The sequence below is a fragment of the Pseudomonas sp. FG86 genome (assembly GCF_057808775.1).
Genome location: NZ_JBMDIS010000002.1, coordinates 60,153 through 75,400 on the forward strand (window position 1 = coordinate 60,153; position 15,248 = coordinate 75,400).

Below are 15,248 nucleotides of genomic sequence, written 5' to 3' on the forward strand. Positions count from 1 at the left end.
TTAAAGTTGATCTTTCAACGTGTTGTAGACCACTCGGGCAATCTGCACCGCGTTGGGTGTATCGGAGTGAACGCAGACCGAATCGGCAACGACGTTGACGTCCTTGCCGTTGACCGACCGAGTCACTCCATGGGCCACGGCGCGCCGCACTTTCTCGGCGACCACTGATTCATCGACCGCGTCGTGAGTCATGGAAATGATCTGGTTGCCGTCGTCGTCGTAATCCAGGTCGGCATAAAACTCGCATTGGAACGCCACGCCCCGGCGGGTGAACACCTCGGTCATCTGGCTATTGGCACAGCCAATCACAGGCAGATCCAACGCCAGCGCCGCGTCGGCAATGCCCTGGGCAACGTGCTCAAGCCGTTGCGCCATCCCCATCAACGCACCGTGCGGTTTGATGTGCGATATCGGCACCCCTTCGGCACTCAGGAACGCCTTCAGCGCGCCAGTCTGGTAAAGCACAAGGGCGGCGACTTCTTCGCGTTTCAACTTCATTTCCCGGCGGCCGAACCCTTCGCGATCCGCCAGGCCGGGATGGGAACCAATAGCGATGCCATGGAGCTTGGCGGCCCGAACAGTGCGCCACATAGTGGTGGGGTCGGAGGCGTGGAAACCACACGCGATATTGGCGTGGGTAATGAAGGGCATGCAGGCTTCGTCATCCCCCAGATGGTAGATGCCGAAAGATTCACCCATGTCGCAATTGATCGTCAGCTTGCTCATGTCGTCCTCGTCTTTAACGATGCGTGGCCTGTTTGGGGTCGGTTCTGTGTTGGCGAAGCCCGCCGGCTATGATTTCGGTTCTATCTCACAAAGCGGCTGATCCATCTCGATCGCCTCTTCCGTCTCGACCAGAAAGCGCAACAGGACGCCGCTCTCTTCGGCGATGACCGGCATGAACGATTTCATGATTTCCACCAGACCGATGGTGTCGCCAGCCTCGACGACATCGCCGATCTGCTTGTAGGGCGGAGCATCGGCGCTTGGGCAGCGATAGAACACACCGGGCACTGGCGATTTGATAATTGCCATGACTGAACTCCTAGTGGCTGGCAGCGGCAATCACCGCCTGCAGTTGATCGAGGAAGAAGTCTGCGTTGTCGTGGTTGAACACCAGTGGTGGCCGGATTTTAAGAATGTTCGCATCCGGGCCGGTGGCACTGATCAGTACGCGGCGCTCGCGCAGTTTGTTGACTAGAGTGGCCGTCAGGGCGGCATCCGGCTGTTTGTCGGCGTCGACGATTTCAACGCCGACAAATAGCCCTGCGTGCCGCACGTCGCCAATGACCGGGTGATCAGCCATGAGTGAGCGCAGGCCATTCGCCAGGTAATCACCGACTACCCTGGAATTGTCCATCAGCTTTTCTTCCTGAATGACCCGCAGGACGGCGTGCGCGGCCGCGACCGCCACTGTGTTGCCGCCAAAGGTATTGAAGTAGCGCACTTTGGCGCCGAACTCCTTGAGCACCTGCGGGCGAAAAACCACTCCTGCGACCGGATAACCGTTGCCCATGGGTTTGCCCATGGTGACGATGTCCGGGATCAAGCCGTGGCGCTGGAAACCCCACATGTTTGTACCAGTGCGGCCAAAACCGGATTGCACCTCATCGGCGATGTACAGCGCACCCTCGGCCCTGACTGCCTCGACCGCGCCAGTCAGAAAGCCTGCGGGCTCAGTGAACACGCCATCACTGGAAAAAATCCCGTCACAGATAAACGCAGCAGGTTTGATGCCATGTCGTTTCATATCCGCAAGCGCCTCTTCCACATGCTTGCGCAACTGAGCCCCGACATCTTCCCCAGCGTTGCGATAGCTGTTGGGAGCCGGCACGGTTCTGACGTGCGAGGCGACTCCAATGCCCATTGATGGCGAGATCTCGGCGATAGCCTTGGTGACGCCGTGGTACGCGCATTCAGTCACGATCACGCCTGTACCGCCGGTGTAGGAGCATGCGGTGCGAAGCGCCAGATCATTGGCCTCACTACCCGTACAGGTGAGCATGAGTTGCGACAGCTCATCCGGAAATGTCGCCAGCAGGCTCTCTGCGAAGTCGAGGATGCTCTCGCTCAGGTAACGTGTATGCGTGGACAGCGTCGCGGACTGCTTGGCGATGGCAGCGACCACGCGTGGGTGACAATGTCCCACCGAAGCGACGTTGTTGTAGACATCCAGATAAGCGTTGTCGGCATTGTCGTACAGCCACACGCCTTCGCCCCGTACCACATGCAAGGGGTTCTGGTAGAACAAACGATAGGCGGGGCCAAGTAGGCGTTCGCGGCGCTCGATGAGATGCTGGTCTTCGTCGCTGAGTTCGGCACCGCCGGGCCGGTAGGCATTGGGCATCACATGATCGTGCATGTCAGATTCCTTGTGTGGTAGGTAGGCATGCCCACAGGCCGCCATGAAACAGTCGGTTGCAGTCTCGACCGATATTCCTTCAAGACATTCCAGCCCTGCCCATGCAGAGGCGGCGTTACGCACGATGTACGCACGGTTTTCCGGGTATCGCTGAGCACGCCAACTGGTAATGAGCACCGTGGTTGCCAATCGGGCCCTGATCAGGTCCAGCAACAGCTCCAGTTCCAGGGGCTGCAAGGGCAGGACGCGGTGGTAAGCCGAAATGAACTCGACAATGTTTTGCAACGGATCGACAGCCTCGCGTTCCAGTTGGTAGGAACAGGCCACCGCGACCTCATGAATCAATGCCGTATGCACGGCGTCCCCCAAGTCGAGGATGCCGCTCACTGTTGAGGGCGCTTCGGGGAACACCAGCAGATTGTGCGGGTTGAGGTCGTTGTGGATCAGTTGGCTGCGCAATGTTGCAAGGTGAGGGGCAACCACTGCGTCATAGCGATCAAACACCGCATTGAGCCTGGCCCGCTGGCCCGCGTCGTCGATGGTTGTGATCAACGACCTCAGGTGCGCAAACTGCTTGAGGTCCCAGAGCAGCACATGGTTTTCAGTGGCCGGATGGCTGAAGTCGGCCAGCGCCAGATCCATGCGTGCCGCTAACCGCGCAATCTCGGTACGTTGCGCCTGACAGCGGGCGACGGTGTACAACGGCACACCCTCCAGCCAGGTAAACAGACGCATGACCACATTGACACCTTCACCCACCTTCACCCTGATGTCGACGTCGCCCTCCAGTGCGGGAACGATACGCTGCAACGGAATCTCCGGATCGCGCAGAGCGATGTGCTCGAACGCTGCGCTGCTCAGATTAGTCACCTGCGCGGATTCGTCGGGGTTGGCGAATTTCAATACGAACGAGGTGCCTTGTGCAGTCGACACACGGAAGTTGGCATCACGCTCGCCGCCGAGCGATTGCGCCTCCACGACCAGGCCGTAATGCCGATGCACCAGTTCAGTGGCTTGATCCAGCGACACCTTGGGCGGTGGATTGGACAGCAGCGAGTCGACCAGAAAATCAGTGACAGACATCTACAGCTCCGTGGGAAGTGAAGGGGCGTGTTGAAAAGGGTTTATTGCGGTCTCAATACCGACTCGGTAATCATCAGGTCGAGCTCATGGCGCGAACGCTGCGCTTGTTCTCGCGATACCTGACGAAACTGCAAATGTTCGTTCGGGCGCAGTTGCCCCAACTTCCAGAATTCGCCACTGGGTACCGTGAAGGGGTTTATGAAACCACCCGTGCTGGGCGCATCGTTGATCAGGATGATCGGTGTTTGCCCTGCGAGGTTGACGGCGCCGAGCGGATAACCATGGTCGATGATGTTCGAGGGATCTTGTCCGTGCTCCGCCGGTTTGTTCAGCGCCCGTTGTGAAAATGTGAAGACCGGGCCGCTGAGGCGCAGGCCGGTGCGATTGCTTTGCGCCTGTACTTTCCATGGGGTGCTGAAAAAATCGGCTACCGAGGCGCTGCTCAGCCAGTCATCGTTCGGGCCGGCCACACATTCCACGCTGCGGCTGTGTTCACTGCCGATTGCAGGCCTTGCCTCCTGTGGTACTTCGTGCAGCGTACCGATTGCCGGGCTCGGACCAAGCGGCAGCGCCTGTTGTGCCTTGAGCGCATGACCACCAATCCCGGCCATGTGGAACACCGCGCGAGAACCCAGCACCGGGGGCGTACAGATGGCGCCCGAGAAGGCGATATAGCTGCGCATGCCGACCCTGGCCCCCCGCAGGGCGAGCACCTGACCTGCCTTGGCCGAGACAGTGCGCCACATGGGCACCGGTACATCGTCCAGGACAGGCGCCATATCGGCACCGGTGATGGCCAGTAACGTGTCGCACTCCAGGCGCAACGTCGGCCCCATGACCTGGCACTCCAGCGCGGCCATGTCCCTGTCATTGCCAACCAGCAAGTTGGCCAGGCGAAAGGACCAGAAATCCACCGGCCCCGAGGGCGGGATTCCTTGTTCCCAGAAACCCAATCGGCCGGGCAACTCCTGAACGGTTGTTTCCAGGCCAGGCTTGAGAACGGTCAAGTGTCGAGGTGCACTCATGCTGTTTCTCCCGCGCCAAGGGCCTGGAGGCGCTGTTTCCATTGTCGGTAACGGGCCATCGAAAATGTCTGGTACTCGATGCACTCATGTTCATAGTGACCGGCTTCAACCGATTGCTCGATCCACTCGAATTCATACTGATCGATGGGTACGAAACGAACGCGATCCCCCGGGCGAAACAGAACGATATTGTCCTTGAATGCGCTGAGCCGCTGTTCGCGGTCGAACGTTGGCAGAGGGGTACGCCCCAGCAATTGATAACCTCCCGGCGTGCGATCGGGGTAAATACAGGTCAGCGCTCCCCCCAGGCCAATGGCCCCCTTTGGTGTCCAGGTGCGGGGCGGGTTGTACTTGGGCGCGACGATCCTTGCGCGATCATCCAGCGCCATCAGGGAACACAGTCCGGGCCAGAAACCCAGGGCGGCTACCCAGTGTTCCGTTGTGCAATGCAGGCGGCGCAGCGCGTCTCGCCCGGCCAGCCCGTTGGCGGCACAGATCAATTCCGGATCCGGCTGTTTGTCTGGATGACTTGCCCGATAATCCGCAATACACGCGTCTGTCCAAGGGTCGAAATACATCACCGGGATGTTGAACAGGCGACTGGGCATTTCCATGTCCTGGGACTGACTGGCCAGCACAAACAGCCCACCCACTTCCTGCACCACGTCTTCGTAGACAATCACCTCAGGGTCGTAGGAAATCTGCAACGAGGACAGCGCGGGTATCAACTCGACGATGCCTTTGATCGCGGCCTGCCTTATCACCAGGGCAAACTGATGCACGAGCATGTTCAATTCGAAGCTCATGCCATTCCCAAGTTCGACCTCGATGTAACGGTCTGCTCCTGGGTAGAAGCGAGGAAATTCGTATGTCATGTACTGGCCCTTGTGTTACGTAGGTCAATCCAAAGCGAGATTGATATATGATATGTCATCGTAAGCACATCCTGTGCCAGAAGGCCGACGCTGCCCCAGCAGGCTTGTCGATCCTGGTGTTATCGGATGATTGGAGGGCAAAAAAGCTCGGGCTGCAGCGGCGAAACTGCACCAAATAAAGAGAGTGTCGCTCAGGGCGCACAGATAGAGTGCAGTCCTGTGGCAGCAAAAATTGCGGGTATGGAAGGTCATGATCAACGTCGACTAAACCGTCAACGTCATCCTGGCACTTATAGCCATGGCTTGCGTGCTACCGTTGGTAGCGGCAACAGGTCTAGGGAAATCCTGTGTAGCCAGTAGGTTCCAGTTGTGCCTGGATCAGGGGGCGGTGATCGGGGTGGGCAATATCGAGCATCCTGATCATGCGTTGCTTCAGGGTCAGGCCGCGAAGGTCGGCCACACCAAATTCCGTGACGATAATCCCGGCATCGCTGCGCGCGATGGTCACCGGGCCGCTCAATCTTGCGACAATCCTGCTGTGACTGCCGGCGGTGGAGGGCAGGGCGATAATCGGCAACCCTCCCTTGGAATGCCGCGCGCCGCGAATAAAATCCAGTGCGCCACCCACGGCACCCACGTAGCTGCCAGCAGCGACTTCTGAATTGATCTGTCCGGTCAGGTCGACCTCGACCGCCGAGTTGATCGCCACCAGCCGCTCGATACTCGCCAGCACTTGAGCATCATGGGTGTAGCGCGTGGAGCGCAGCTCGATGGCCGGATTGTTGGAGGCGAAATCATGCAGCAGGCGGCTGCCCATCAGGATGCCGCCGACACTGATGCCACGGTCCCGTGTCTTGCGCTGATTGGTGATTACCCCGCTACGCATCAGGCGCGCAACGCCATCGCCCAGACTGCCGGAATGCACGCCCAAATCACGGTGATCGCCCAGCGCGCTCAATACAGCATCGGGAATCGCACCAATGCCCATCTGCAGGGTTGATCCATCTTCGATCAAGCCTGCGATATGTCTGGCAATACGCTGATCGCTGTCGCGGAGGCGGCTGGCAGGGTTTTCCAGCGGGGCACGGTCGGTGTGGAGGATGGCGTGTAAATCATCTACGCCCAGGCTGCGTTCTCCGTAGGTCCAGGGCGCCTGACGGTTGACCTCGGCGATCACTACGCGGGCGTGCTCCAGAGCCGGCAACAGGTATTCGCTGGCGATTCCCAGGCTGTAGCGGCCTTTGGCATCGGCGGGTGCCAGTTGCAGGAGCAGTACGTCGATGCGCAGCGCACCGCTGGCGATCAACTCCGGCAATTCGGAATAATGGCTGGGCAGAATGTCCAGCAGTCCCGCGCTGGCCAGGTCGCGATTGGCACCGGCACCGCAATAAGACATGAATTCGACACAGTCTGCATGCTGCGGCAGGCACGTGGGACTGTTGGTGATACCCAGCATGACCTTGAACTGGCCAATATTTTTGCGCTGGGCCATCAATGCCTGGGTCAGTGGCAAGGGTTCGGCGTTGGCCTGACCCCACATTACGGTATCGCCGGGGCGGATAAGGGCGGTCAGGTTCAGCGAGTTGAGCTGCAATAGCTGAGGCATGGCAAATTCTCGACAACACCTGCCCGTCAAGCCCGGGTCAGGTAGCTCACGGTAAACAGAAAGGATTGGTGGGGGAAAACGGCGGCCTGAAGCCGCCGTGGTCGTTACACGATCGAAGAGGGGTGCTTGGCCAAAGGCGTGACTTCAATAGTCATGAACGGGAACAGCGGCAGGGATGACAGCAGATCGTGCAATTCGTCATTGCTGGCGACATCGATGATGCTGATGTTTGAATACTGTCCGACGATGCGCCACAGGTGTGGCCATTTCCCGGCTTCTTGCAGTTCGGTTGCACGTTTCCTTTCGGCAGCCTTGATTGCGTCCACGACTTCTACGGGAATATCGCGGGGGATTTTGACGTCCATTTTTACGTGATAAAGCATCGGTTCTACTCCAGCTTGGTTTTTGCTATGGCTTAACGAGTGGCTGAAACCTGAGTGGGTTCTTCTTCAGGCTCACTCCCCAACTTTGCGTCCACATCTTCCAGGCGCACACCACGGGTTTCAGGCAGCAAGCACACGGCGATGATCGAAAGGGCGTAGGCGACCAGGCAGAAACCGCCAATCGCCTGGGCCAGGCCGAAACGCTCGGACAGCACACCCACGCCCGCGATGGACAAGGCGCCGAGAGATTTACCCAGGTTGTAGGAAAAACCCATGCAGGTGGTACGAATGTGGGTTGGAAACAACTCGCTGAGAAACGGACCAAGCACCGCGAAGATTCCGGTTGCGAACGCGCCGACAGGAAAACTCATCAGCATCAGCAGGGTCGGGTTCATGGGAACCAGCATGTAGACCACGGTAAAAATCCATGCGCCGACGCAGAACACCAACAGCGCCGGACGCCGGCCAAAACGATCGGCCAGGTATGAGGTGAGCACGAAGCCTGCGAATGCACCCGCACACATGATCAACATCGTCACGACCACGGGCCCAGGCTTGAGTCCACGAACCTGGACCATCAGGGTCGGTAGCCAGGCCATGATGGTGTAGGCCGCAGCCTGCAAGCCGGTCACCAGCATGGCGCCCAGTAATGTAAGGCGAATGACTGAAGGGCGGAATGCGGACAATAACGAGGCTTTTTCCTCGGTCTTGGCCTTGGCTTCGTTGAATATCCGGGCGTCCTTGACGTTGCGGCGGATGAACAGCACGAACGAGGCAGGAATGACTCCGACCCAGAACGCGACACGCCAGGCTATTTCCGCTGGCAGATAGGCCAGCAGACCGGTCATCACCACTGCCGACAGCGCCCAACCCACAGAGAAGCCGCTTTGCACAAAACCCATTGCCTTGCCCCGGTGTTCCGGGCGGATGACCTCGGCCATCAATGCCGCGCCCACCGCCCACTCACCGCCAAAGCCCAGGCCTTGCAATGTTCGTACTATCAGCATTTGCTCGTAGGTCTGGGTGAAGCCTGCCAGAGCACCGAACAGGGTGAACCAGCAAATGGTAAAAATAAGGATGCGTACCCGACCGTAACGGTCGCTGAGAATGCCGGCGATCCAGCCACCCAATGAAGCGGAGAGCAGGGCGGCGGTGCCGAGTACTCCGGCCTCGCCCTTGGAGATTTGCCAGACAGCCATTAGCGTGGGTAGCAGAAAGCTGAACATTTGCGCATCGTAGGTATCCAGCGCCCATCCGGAAAAGCAGGCCCAGAAAGTCTTGCGCTCTTGCGAGGAGCCGGTTTTATACCACTCGAACATGTCTCTGCCCTTCTTGTATTGACTCTTGTTATTGGAATGACCCTCGGTTCAAACTGCGTAAAAACCATTGCGCCTGGCGAACTGTCTCGCCTTCAATCGTCAGGTTTTTCCACGGTCTGAATCTGCGGGCCTTGATCAGGAGCATGCGACACTTTGCGCGTATCGCCCATTTGCCTTTGCAAAAGGTCGTCTTCCAACCTGACTAAAGCTTAGGGGCTGCTCTCAATGAGTTTCTGCGGAGTAGAAACTCATTGAGCGCGCGTCCTAGGTGTTACGCGGTGAAATCAACAGGTCTTGCGCCATACTGGCAACCAGTCGGCCATCACGCTGATAGATCTGAGTCATCGCCAGGCCACGACCCGAGAGACTGCGCACCGCGTCGTTGACGAACAGCAGCCACTCGTTAACGTTGATATCCAGGCTGTGGAACCACAGCGTATGGTTGAGATTGCTGACGTAATAGTTTTGCCACAGCTCCAGCATGCCTTGCCGTGGTGCCAGGCTGGCGTTCAGCCAACTGTCGGAAAGGTAGGCTAGGGCGGCATGGTGCAGGCAGCCTTCGGGGGGTAGCGACTGGTTCAGGCGTATCCAGTAGCTGATTTCCCGTTGTTCGGCGGGGTGGTCAAAATAGCCTTCGGGATGAATCGGTCGAATATCCAGTACTGGCCGGGCACTGAAACGCAACTGCACAGCTTCGCTATCGTGCGGATAACGCGCGGCCAGTTCGGTCAGGGTCGGCAGGCTTTCCGGTGGCGGTACCTGGTGCCGCAGGCGATGCGGATCACCCGGATCGGTCTGCGCCACCTGAAAGCTGGCGTTTGCACTGATAACCAGCCCCGTGCCCTGCACGCCATACACGTGACGGGTGCAAAGGCGTCGACCGTCTTGCAATGGCTCGACGCTGTACTCGATGGATTCTTGCGGGCGAGCACCTTGCAGGAAGGTCATCTGCAACATGCTGGGATGGCGTCCATCTGCGGTTTGTCCTGCTGCCCATAAGGTTTGGCCGAGCAGTTGCCCTCCATATACCCGGCCGTTGGCGTTGGTGTCGCATACGCAACTGCGCCAGTTTTGCTGGCCTGCTGGCTCAAGCGTCAGTAACTCGGTGAGATCACGCTGGTCCCAGCTCCAGTCGCTTTTCATCTGCGTATGACCGCCAGCGTGCCTTGACCGGACGGTTTTTCAGCACGGGACGATTCAGAGGAGACGACGGCCGAAAAATCCAATGGCACGCTGGTGATCTCTTGCAGGCGCCCGGGAGTGACGTCACCGATCAGCTCGACGACCTTCACCCCGTCAGGCGTGATGTCCAGGGTTGCAAGCTCGGTATAAACGCGGCTGACACAGGCCAGCCCGGTCACTGGATAGGTGCAGTCAGCCAATAACTTACTGCGCCCGTCCTTGCCCAGGTGCTCCATCATGACGAAGACCCGCTTGGCGCCGATGGCTAAATCCATCGCCCCGCCCACGGCAGGAATCGCATCGGGAGCGCCGGTGTGCCAGTTGGCAAGGTCACCGCTGGCAGATACCTGAAAAGCACCGAGTACACAGATGTCCAGATGACCACCGCGCATGATACCGAATGAGTCTGCGTGATGAAAAAATGCAGCACCGGGGGCCAGCTCGATAGGTTCCTTGCCAGCGTTGATCATGTCCCAATCCTCTTTACCCGGGGCTGCCGCCTGCCAGCGTCCCAGCACACCGTTTTCGCTGTGCAGGAAATAATCCTTATCCAGTGGCAAATGGTTTGCGACCAGTGTCGGCAGGCCGATGCCGAGATTGACATAGGATCCTTCGGGGATATCCCGTGCCACCCGTTGAGCCATGGCAATGCGTACGTTCTTATCCATAAATTTATCCCGCCTGGTTCAGAGAGACTGATGCATCAGTCGATTTTTCGCGCAAGACGAGGTGTTTGACGAATATCCCCGGTGTCACCACAGATTCAGGGTCCAGCCCCCCCAATTCATAGAGGTGCTGGATAGAGGCAATGGTATTTTTTGCGGCCATCGCCATGACCGGGCCGAAGTTGCGCGCGGTCTTGCGAAACACCAAATTGCCCCAGCGGTCGCCAGCCTCGGCCTTGATCAGCGCGTAATCGACGTGAATCGGGTATTCCAGCACGTAGTTACGGCCATTGATGTTGCGGGTTTCTTTGCCTTCGGCCAGTAAGGTGCCAAAAGCAGTGGGGGTGTAGAAGGCGCCGAGGCCGCAACCGGCGGCACGCAGGCGTTCGGCGAGGTTTCCCTGGGGCACAATCTCCAGTTCGATCTGACCGGCCCGGTACAACGCTTCGAAGACATGGGAGCCTGTCATGCGCGGATAGGAGCAGAGAATGCGGCGCACCCGGCCGGCCTTGAGCAGCGCTGCGAGGCCGGTATCGCCCTGGCCTGCGTTATTGCTGACCAGCGTCAGGTTGCGCGCGCCCTGGTCGATCAGCGCATTGATCAGGTCGTCCGGCATACCGGCGCCGCCGAATCCGCCCACGGCGATGGTCGACCCATCGGGAATCTCGGCCAGCGCCGCCTGTGCGCTGGAGGAAAGCTTGTCGATCATGGCTCTTGTCCTTGTTTTGAATTCATCCACCGTCATCGTCCGGAACACCGGTATGAGCGATGGCAATCCAGCAAAGATGATGCGTCGGGTGCGTGGCCTCGATGCATCACCCTTGCTGGTCGGATCAGCTTGCCCAAGGGTGGCCAGTGTCACAATTTCAGTCTTCGGAAGACTCGATTAACCAGCGATTAACGGCGGTACCATGAGGCGGTTAAACGCCGGCTACGCCGACCGTCATGCCGCCGCAGACGTACAGCACCTGACCCGTAACGAAACCGCTGCGGGCATCCAGGAAAAACGACGCAGCCTGGGCTATATCATCGGGCACGCCGAGACGCTTGACCGGGATTGAGTCGATTATTGCCTGGGTGCGAGGGCTGTCCGGCGGATTGGCTTTTTCGAATAACTGTGTACGGATCGGCCCTGGCCCGATGGCGTTGGCGGTGATACCGAAGCGCCCCAGCTCCAGTGACCAGACGCGGGTCATGCCCAGCAAGCCGGCCTTGGTCGCTGCATAGGCACTGCGCAGCTCCTTGCCCAGAGCCGCGCGCGAGGACATGTTGAGGATGCGACCGAAACCTGCCTCTTTCATGCCGGGCAACAACGCCTGCATGCATTGCAGCGAGCAACGCAGGTTGAGTGTCCAGACCCGCTCCAGTTCTTCGAAGCTCTGTTCTTCGGCACTATTGGGGCAGACCATGCCGACATTGTTGACCAAACGGGTGATCGGGCCCTTGGCCAAGGCTTGCTGCAAGACTTGGGCAGTGGCCTTCAAATCGCTCAGGTCGGCAATCAGGCCGCTGCCTATTCGGTCGATAATGACGGGCTCATAGCCCTCTTCGAAGCAACGCTCGGAAATAGCGGCGCCAATACCGGAGGCACCTCCGGTAATCAATACACGTTCTTTGGACACAGGTGTGTCTCCTGGGGTGGGAGTTAGACAGTGGCGACAGGATTGAGTGGCGCGCCCACTGCGCCCGGTAGACGCAAGGGCGGGGCGGTCAGCAGGAAACGATTACGCTTGTTGGCCCGTAGCCAGCGGGCCAGAGGCGTGAGATGCCACAACTCGCCCAGGTGTACGCCAAGCTTGAACAGGCAGTGATGATGCAAGGGCATCACCGAGCAACAGTCGTCACCGCGCCCGTTGGGGAAAATTTCTACCGAGTAGTTGTCGGCGGCAATCGCGACCAGTCCCGAATCGGTGATCCATTGCAACAAGCGCCGGTCATTGCCGTCGAGCACCGCACCGAGGCTTTCCAGTGCCTTGGCATCTGGCTGCTTGTTCATGCCAAGCACTGCTTCGGCGTAACCGGTGTGCAGGCAGACGATATCGCCAGGCTCGACCTGCACGTTATCAGCCTCCAGCACCCGCATCAGTTCTTCATAACCGATATGCGTTCGGGCATCGCCATAGTGATGATGCAAGTCGATCATCACTCCGCGGCCTTGCACGCAGGTTTCGGCCATGCGTTCGATGCCCAATGTATGGGCACAGGAGGTACTGTGCGGGGCAATTTCTCCGTGCAGGCCGCAATCGGCAATATCACTGGGGCCGACCACGTCGATATTGGCGGCAAAGCCGTTGTAGTAAAGCGGTTCGGCCACTCCGTCGCCGTCAGCATCGAACAGGGCACCCACATGGGAAAGGGCATCCCATTGGGTGGAATATTGCAAGTGCAGGATTGCCAGATCGTCACTGAGTACGTCCGGGCGTCCGGCCTCGATGCGGTCATATTGATAGTTCATGTTGACCCCGCCCTTGCGCAGCAAAGGCCGCAGAATCGGTGGCAGGCGATTGACGTTCATCGCATTGCCACCTGGATAGTCCAACGGCAGGCTCAGGCAGAAAGCCAGGCCTTCGCGAACTTCGGCAATGCCCTGCAGCACTTTGTCGGGGGTCAGTAGATTAAGCCGGCCTTTCTGGTCATCGGGGCCGAAATCACCCCAGTTCGAGCCTTCAGGGCGATGTTTCCAACGCTGTTGAGTCATGAGGCTTTCCTGTTTTTTTATGGGTACTAAGAGCTCGCGAAGTCTAGAATTCCTGACGGTCAGGCTCTCAGAGGAGAAAGGCGCAGACAATTTTGCTTTTTCAAACGCTGGCTTAAGCGTTGCTTAAAGCGGCTGGCTGTTCGTTGCACAAGTGCGGCACCAGTCGATCAGGCTATTGGCGAAATCCCGGCCGAAAGATGAAAGCCCGTCGAAATCCTGGGCGCATAACTGAAAAGTGCGCACCGCCCAAGGGTCGAGCAGCGTGCATGAGCCAATCTTTTGTTGACCCTTGAGCCGGGTGAAACCCGCCTGAGGCACGATGGCTATTCCTGCACCGGCTTCGACCATGCGCAAAATCGCATCGGAGCTGGCGACTTGTACGCGGATCGTTAACGGCGTATGCAGCGCGGCGGCTGCACGACTGAGAAACACATGAATTGCGCTGCCTTCGAGCAATGAGACGAAGGCGTATTGCAAGGCTTCCTTGAAAAACACTTCGCCGTTGGCCAGCACCGGATGGCCGAGCGGGGCGATGACCATCAGGCGACTGGATACCAGCGGCACACTTTGCAGTCCATCGGTCACTACGCTGCCGGAAACAATGCCCAGATCAGCACCACCATCGCGAATACTGCGCACGATGTCGTCGCTCAAGCGTTCGCGCATGTCGATATGCACATCCGGATGGGTTTTGAGGTATTCGCCCACCACCGGTGGCAGGTATTCGGTAATGGCCGTGGTATTGGCCAGAAGACGTAACTGCCCTTTAAGGCCGATGGCGTACTCCTGCAAATCGCCGGTGAGCAGTTCCAGCTGGGCGAGGATGACGCGTGCATGTTGCAGGTAGGTTTTGCCAGCATTGGTCAGCGTCACCCCTTGAGGCGATCTTTCGAGTAAACGCATGCCCAGGTTGTCTTCCAGGTTCTTGATGCGATTGCTGGTCGCGGGTACCGAGAGAAATGAACGCTCGGCGCCGCGTGTCAGGCTGCTGGTCTCCGCGATGTTGATGAATAGTCGGAAATCAGTGATATCAAAATGCATCGCCATTATTATTCACTTCTTTTACAGGGATGGCCCACGGTAGTGGCGCACGCCACCCCTGTCCATACGCTGGGCGCTACCTGACCCGCAGGCTTACCACTGCGCCGGTTCGAAACGGAAGCCATCGCCTTCGCGGCGAATATAACCGCAATGTGGCTCGCCGAAATGTACCGGCATGAGCAGTGCTTCCCGATCAGCGGCGCGATTGAGGAAATCCAGGCGTGTCTTGCGGGCGGTCTCGGCCCAGATGCAATAACCGGAGTTAACGTCCGGGCGCACGATCTGCAGCGGACTGTGAAAAATATCGCCACAGAACAACCCTTCTTCGCCTCGCGAGCGCACGCGAAAAGCCACTTGCCCAGGGCTGTGCCCCGGTGCGGGCTCGACCACCAGGCAGTCGGCGATTTCCTGCGGAGGTTCGATCATCACCCCAAGGCCTTCGTCGATGATCGGCATGACGCTGTCGAAGAACGAGTCGCCAAACACATCAATGACACCCGGCTCCTTGTTTTTACCTTCTTTGCAAAAGATGAAATCTTCCTTGGGGATGTAGTAACGCGCGTTGGGAAAAGTCGGTACCCAGCGGTTGTCCTGCCAGGTGGTATTCCAGCCTACGTGATCGGCGTGAAGATGGGTCAATACCACATGGGTGACTTTTTCCGGGTGCGCGCCAGCGGCGATCATCCACTCGCGCACCAGGGTATTGAGCATGTTCATCCGGGGAATGCCGGCACGCGGCTTGAAGTTACCGACGCCAGTGTCGACCACGATGATGTTGTTACCCGCATGCACCACCCAGAACTGGATAGTGACGATCAGCTTGTTCATATGCGGGACCCAATGATTGGGCGCCATCAACTGCCTATGCTCATCAAGCACACTGCGATCGATATCGGGGAACAGAAATGCCGGATCATGGGTGGGACCTGCATATTCCAGGATTCGAGTGACTTTGATATCGCCGATCATGCGTGATTGCATCATGGTTTGTTTTCCTTTGTTCTTATGA

15 protein-coding genes are annotated in these 15,248 nt (G+C 58.4%); all 15 read right to left on the reverse strand.

The window, feature by feature from the left end; genetic code table 11:
• Positions 1-726: a 5-oxoprolinase subunit PxpA gene (gene pxpA / locus ACODSV_RS01515; RefSeq protein ID WP_489044582.1), complete on the reverse strand. Its 726-nt coding sequence runs from the start codon at positions 724-726 to the stop codon at positions 1-3.
• A gap of 66 nt (positions 727-792) precedes the next feature.
• Entirely contained in the window at positions 793-1,035 is a 243-nt protein-coding gene (locus ACODSV_RS01520) for an acetyl-CoA carboxylase (protein ID WP_489044584.1), read from the reverse strand.
• Positions 1,036-1,045: 10 nt separating this feature from the next.
• A complete protein-coding gene (locus ACODSV_RS01525) occupies positions 1,046-3,445 on the reverse strand; it encodes an aminotransferase class III-fold pyridoxal phosphate-dependent enzyme (protein WP_489044586.1) in 2,400 nt (799 codons plus the stop codon).
• A 41-nt stretch (positions 3,446-3,486) separates the two neighbouring features.
• The gene (locus ACODSV_RS01530; RefSeq protein WP_489044588.1) at positions 3,487-4,470 is read right to left on the reverse strand and encodes a 5-oxoprolinase subunit C family protein; all 984 of its coding nucleotides are present in this window, start codon (positions 4,468-4,470) and stop codon (positions 3,487-3,489) included.
• Positions 4,467-5,345 carry a 5-oxoprolinase subunit B family protein gene (locus tag ACODSV_RS01535; RefSeq protein WP_489044590.1) on the reverse strand — a complete coding sequence of 293 codons (879 nt, stop codon included), beginning with the start codon at positions 5,343-5,345 and terminating at the stop codon, positions 4,467-4,469. The genes ACODSV_RS01530 and ACODSV_RS01535 overlap by 4 nt, the downstream gene beginning before the upstream one ends.
• 334 nt (positions 5,346-5,679) lie before the next feature.
• Positions 5,680-6,951 (reverse strand): acetyl-CoA hydrolase/transferase family protein, encoded by a 1,272-nt coding sequence (locus ACODSV_RS01540; protein WP_489044592.1) that lies wholly within the window; start codon positions 6,949-6,951, stop codon positions 5,680-5,682.
• 104 nt (positions 6,952-7,055) lie between these two features.
• Positions 7,056-7,334: a muconolactone Delta-isomerase gene (gene catC, locus ACODSV_RS01545; RefSeq protein WP_489044594.1), complete on the reverse strand. Its 279-nt coding sequence runs from the start codon at positions 7,332-7,334 to the stop codon at positions 7,056-7,058.
• Between the two features lie 32 nt (positions 7,335-7,366).
• Complete coding sequence (locus ACODSV_RS01550) at positions 7,367-8,653, reverse strand: MFS transporter (RefSeq protein ID WP_489044596.1); 1,287 nt, start codon at positions 8,651-8,653, stop codon at positions 7,367-7,369.
• 264 nt (positions 8,654-8,917) lie between these two features.
• Positions 8,918-9,796 (reverse strand): acyl-CoA thioesterase, encoded by an 879-nt coding sequence (locus tag ACODSV_RS01555; RefSeq protein ID WP_489044598.1) that lies wholly within the window; start codon positions 9,794-9,796, stop codon positions 8,918-8,920.
• A complete protein-coding gene (locus tag ACODSV_RS01560) occupies positions 9,793-10,503 on the reverse strand; it encodes a 3-oxoacid CoA-transferase subunit B (RefSeq protein ID WP_489044600.1) in 711 nt (236 codons plus the stop codon). The genes ACODSV_RS01555 and ACODSV_RS01560 overlap by 4 nt, the downstream gene beginning before the upstream one ends.
• A 4-nt stretch (positions 10,504-10,507) precedes the next feature.
• The gene (locus ACODSV_RS01565; RefSeq protein WP_489044679.1) at positions 10,508-11,209 is read right to left on the reverse strand and encodes a 3-oxoacid CoA-transferase subunit A; all 702 of its coding nucleotides are present in this window, start codon (positions 11,207-11,209) and stop codon (positions 10,508-10,510) included.
• 211 nt (positions 11,210-11,420) lie between these two features.
• Positions 11,421-12,122, reverse strand: a complete 702-nt coding sequence (locus tag ACODSV_RS01570) for an SDR family oxidoreductase (RefSeq protein WP_489044602.1) — start codon at positions 12,120-12,122, stop codon at positions 11,421-11,423.
• 23 nt (positions 12,123-12,145) lie between these two features.
• Positions 12,146-13,198, reverse strand: a complete 1,053-nt coding sequence (locus tag ACODSV_RS01575; protein WP_489044604.1) for a cyclase family protein — start codon at positions 13,196-13,198, stop codon at positions 12,146-12,148.
• A gap of 123 nt (positions 13,199-13,321) precedes the next feature.
• Positions 13,322-14,245: a LysR family transcriptional regulator gene (locus ACODSV_RS01580; RefSeq protein ID WP_489044606.1), complete on the reverse strand. Its 924-nt coding sequence runs from the start codon at positions 14,243-14,245 to the stop codon at positions 13,322-13,324.
• Between the two features lie 87 nt (positions 14,246-14,332).
• A complete protein-coding gene (locus ACODSV_RS01585; RefSeq protein ID WP_489044608.1) occupies positions 14,333-15,223 on the reverse strand; it encodes an MBL fold metallo-hydrolase in 891 nt (296 codons plus the stop codon).
• Positions 15,224-15,248: the final 25 nt, after the last annotated feature.

Coding starts and splice junctions, on each gene's coding strand:
- pxpA (WP_489044582.1), bottom strand. CDS start 726: ATGAGCAAGCTGACGATCAATTGCGACATGGGTGAATCTTTCGGCATC.
- ACODSV_RS01520 (WP_489044584.1), bottom strand. CDS start 1,035: ATGGCAATTATCAAATCGCCAGTGCCCGGTGTGTTCTATCGCTGCCCA.
- ACODSV_RS01525 (WP_489044586.1), bottom strand. CDS start 3,445: ATGTCTGTCACTGATTTTCTGGTCGACTCGCTGCTGTCCAATCCACCG.
- ACODSV_RS01530 (WP_489044588.1), bottom strand. CDS start 4,470: ATGAGTGCACCTCGACACTTGACCGTTCTCAAGCCTGGCCTGGAAACA.
- ACODSV_RS01535 (WP_489044590.1), bottom strand. CDS start 5,345: ATGACATACGAATTTCCTCGCTTCTACCCAGGAGCAGACCGTTACATC.
- ACODSV_RS01540 (WP_489044592.1), bottom strand. CDS start 6,951: ATGCCTCAGCTATTGCAGCTCAACTCGCTGAACCTGACCGCCCTTATC.
- catC (WP_489044594.1), bottom strand. CDS start 7,334: ATGCTTTATCACGTAAAAATGGACGTCAAAATCCCCCGCGATATTCCC.
- ACODSV_RS01550 (WP_489044596.1), bottom strand. CDS start 8,653: ATGTTCGAGTGGTATAAAACCGGCTCCTCGCAAGAGCGCAAGACTTTC.
- ACODSV_RS01555 (WP_489044598.1), bottom strand. CDS start 9,796: ATGAAAAGCGACTGGAGCTGGGACCAGCGTGATCTCACCGAGTTACTG.
- ACODSV_RS01560 (WP_489044600.1), bottom strand. CDS start 10,503: ATGGATAAGAACGTACGCATTGCCATGGCTCAACGGGTGGCACGGGAT.
- ACODSV_RS01565 (WP_489044679.1), bottom strand. CDS start 11,209: ATGATCGACAAGCTTTCCTCCAGCGCACAGGCGGCGCTGGCCGAGATT.
- ACODSV_RS01575 (WP_489044604.1), bottom strand. CDS start 13,198: ATGACTCAACAGCGTTGGAAACATCGCCCTGAAGGCTCGAACTGGGGT.
- ACODSV_RS01580 (WP_489044606.1), bottom strand. CDS start 14,245: ATGGCGATGCATTTTGATATCACTGATTTCCGACTATTCATCAACATC.
- ACODSV_RS01585 (WP_489044608.1), bottom strand. CDS start 15,223: ATGATGCAATCACGCATGATCGGCGATATCAAAGTCACTCGAATCCTG.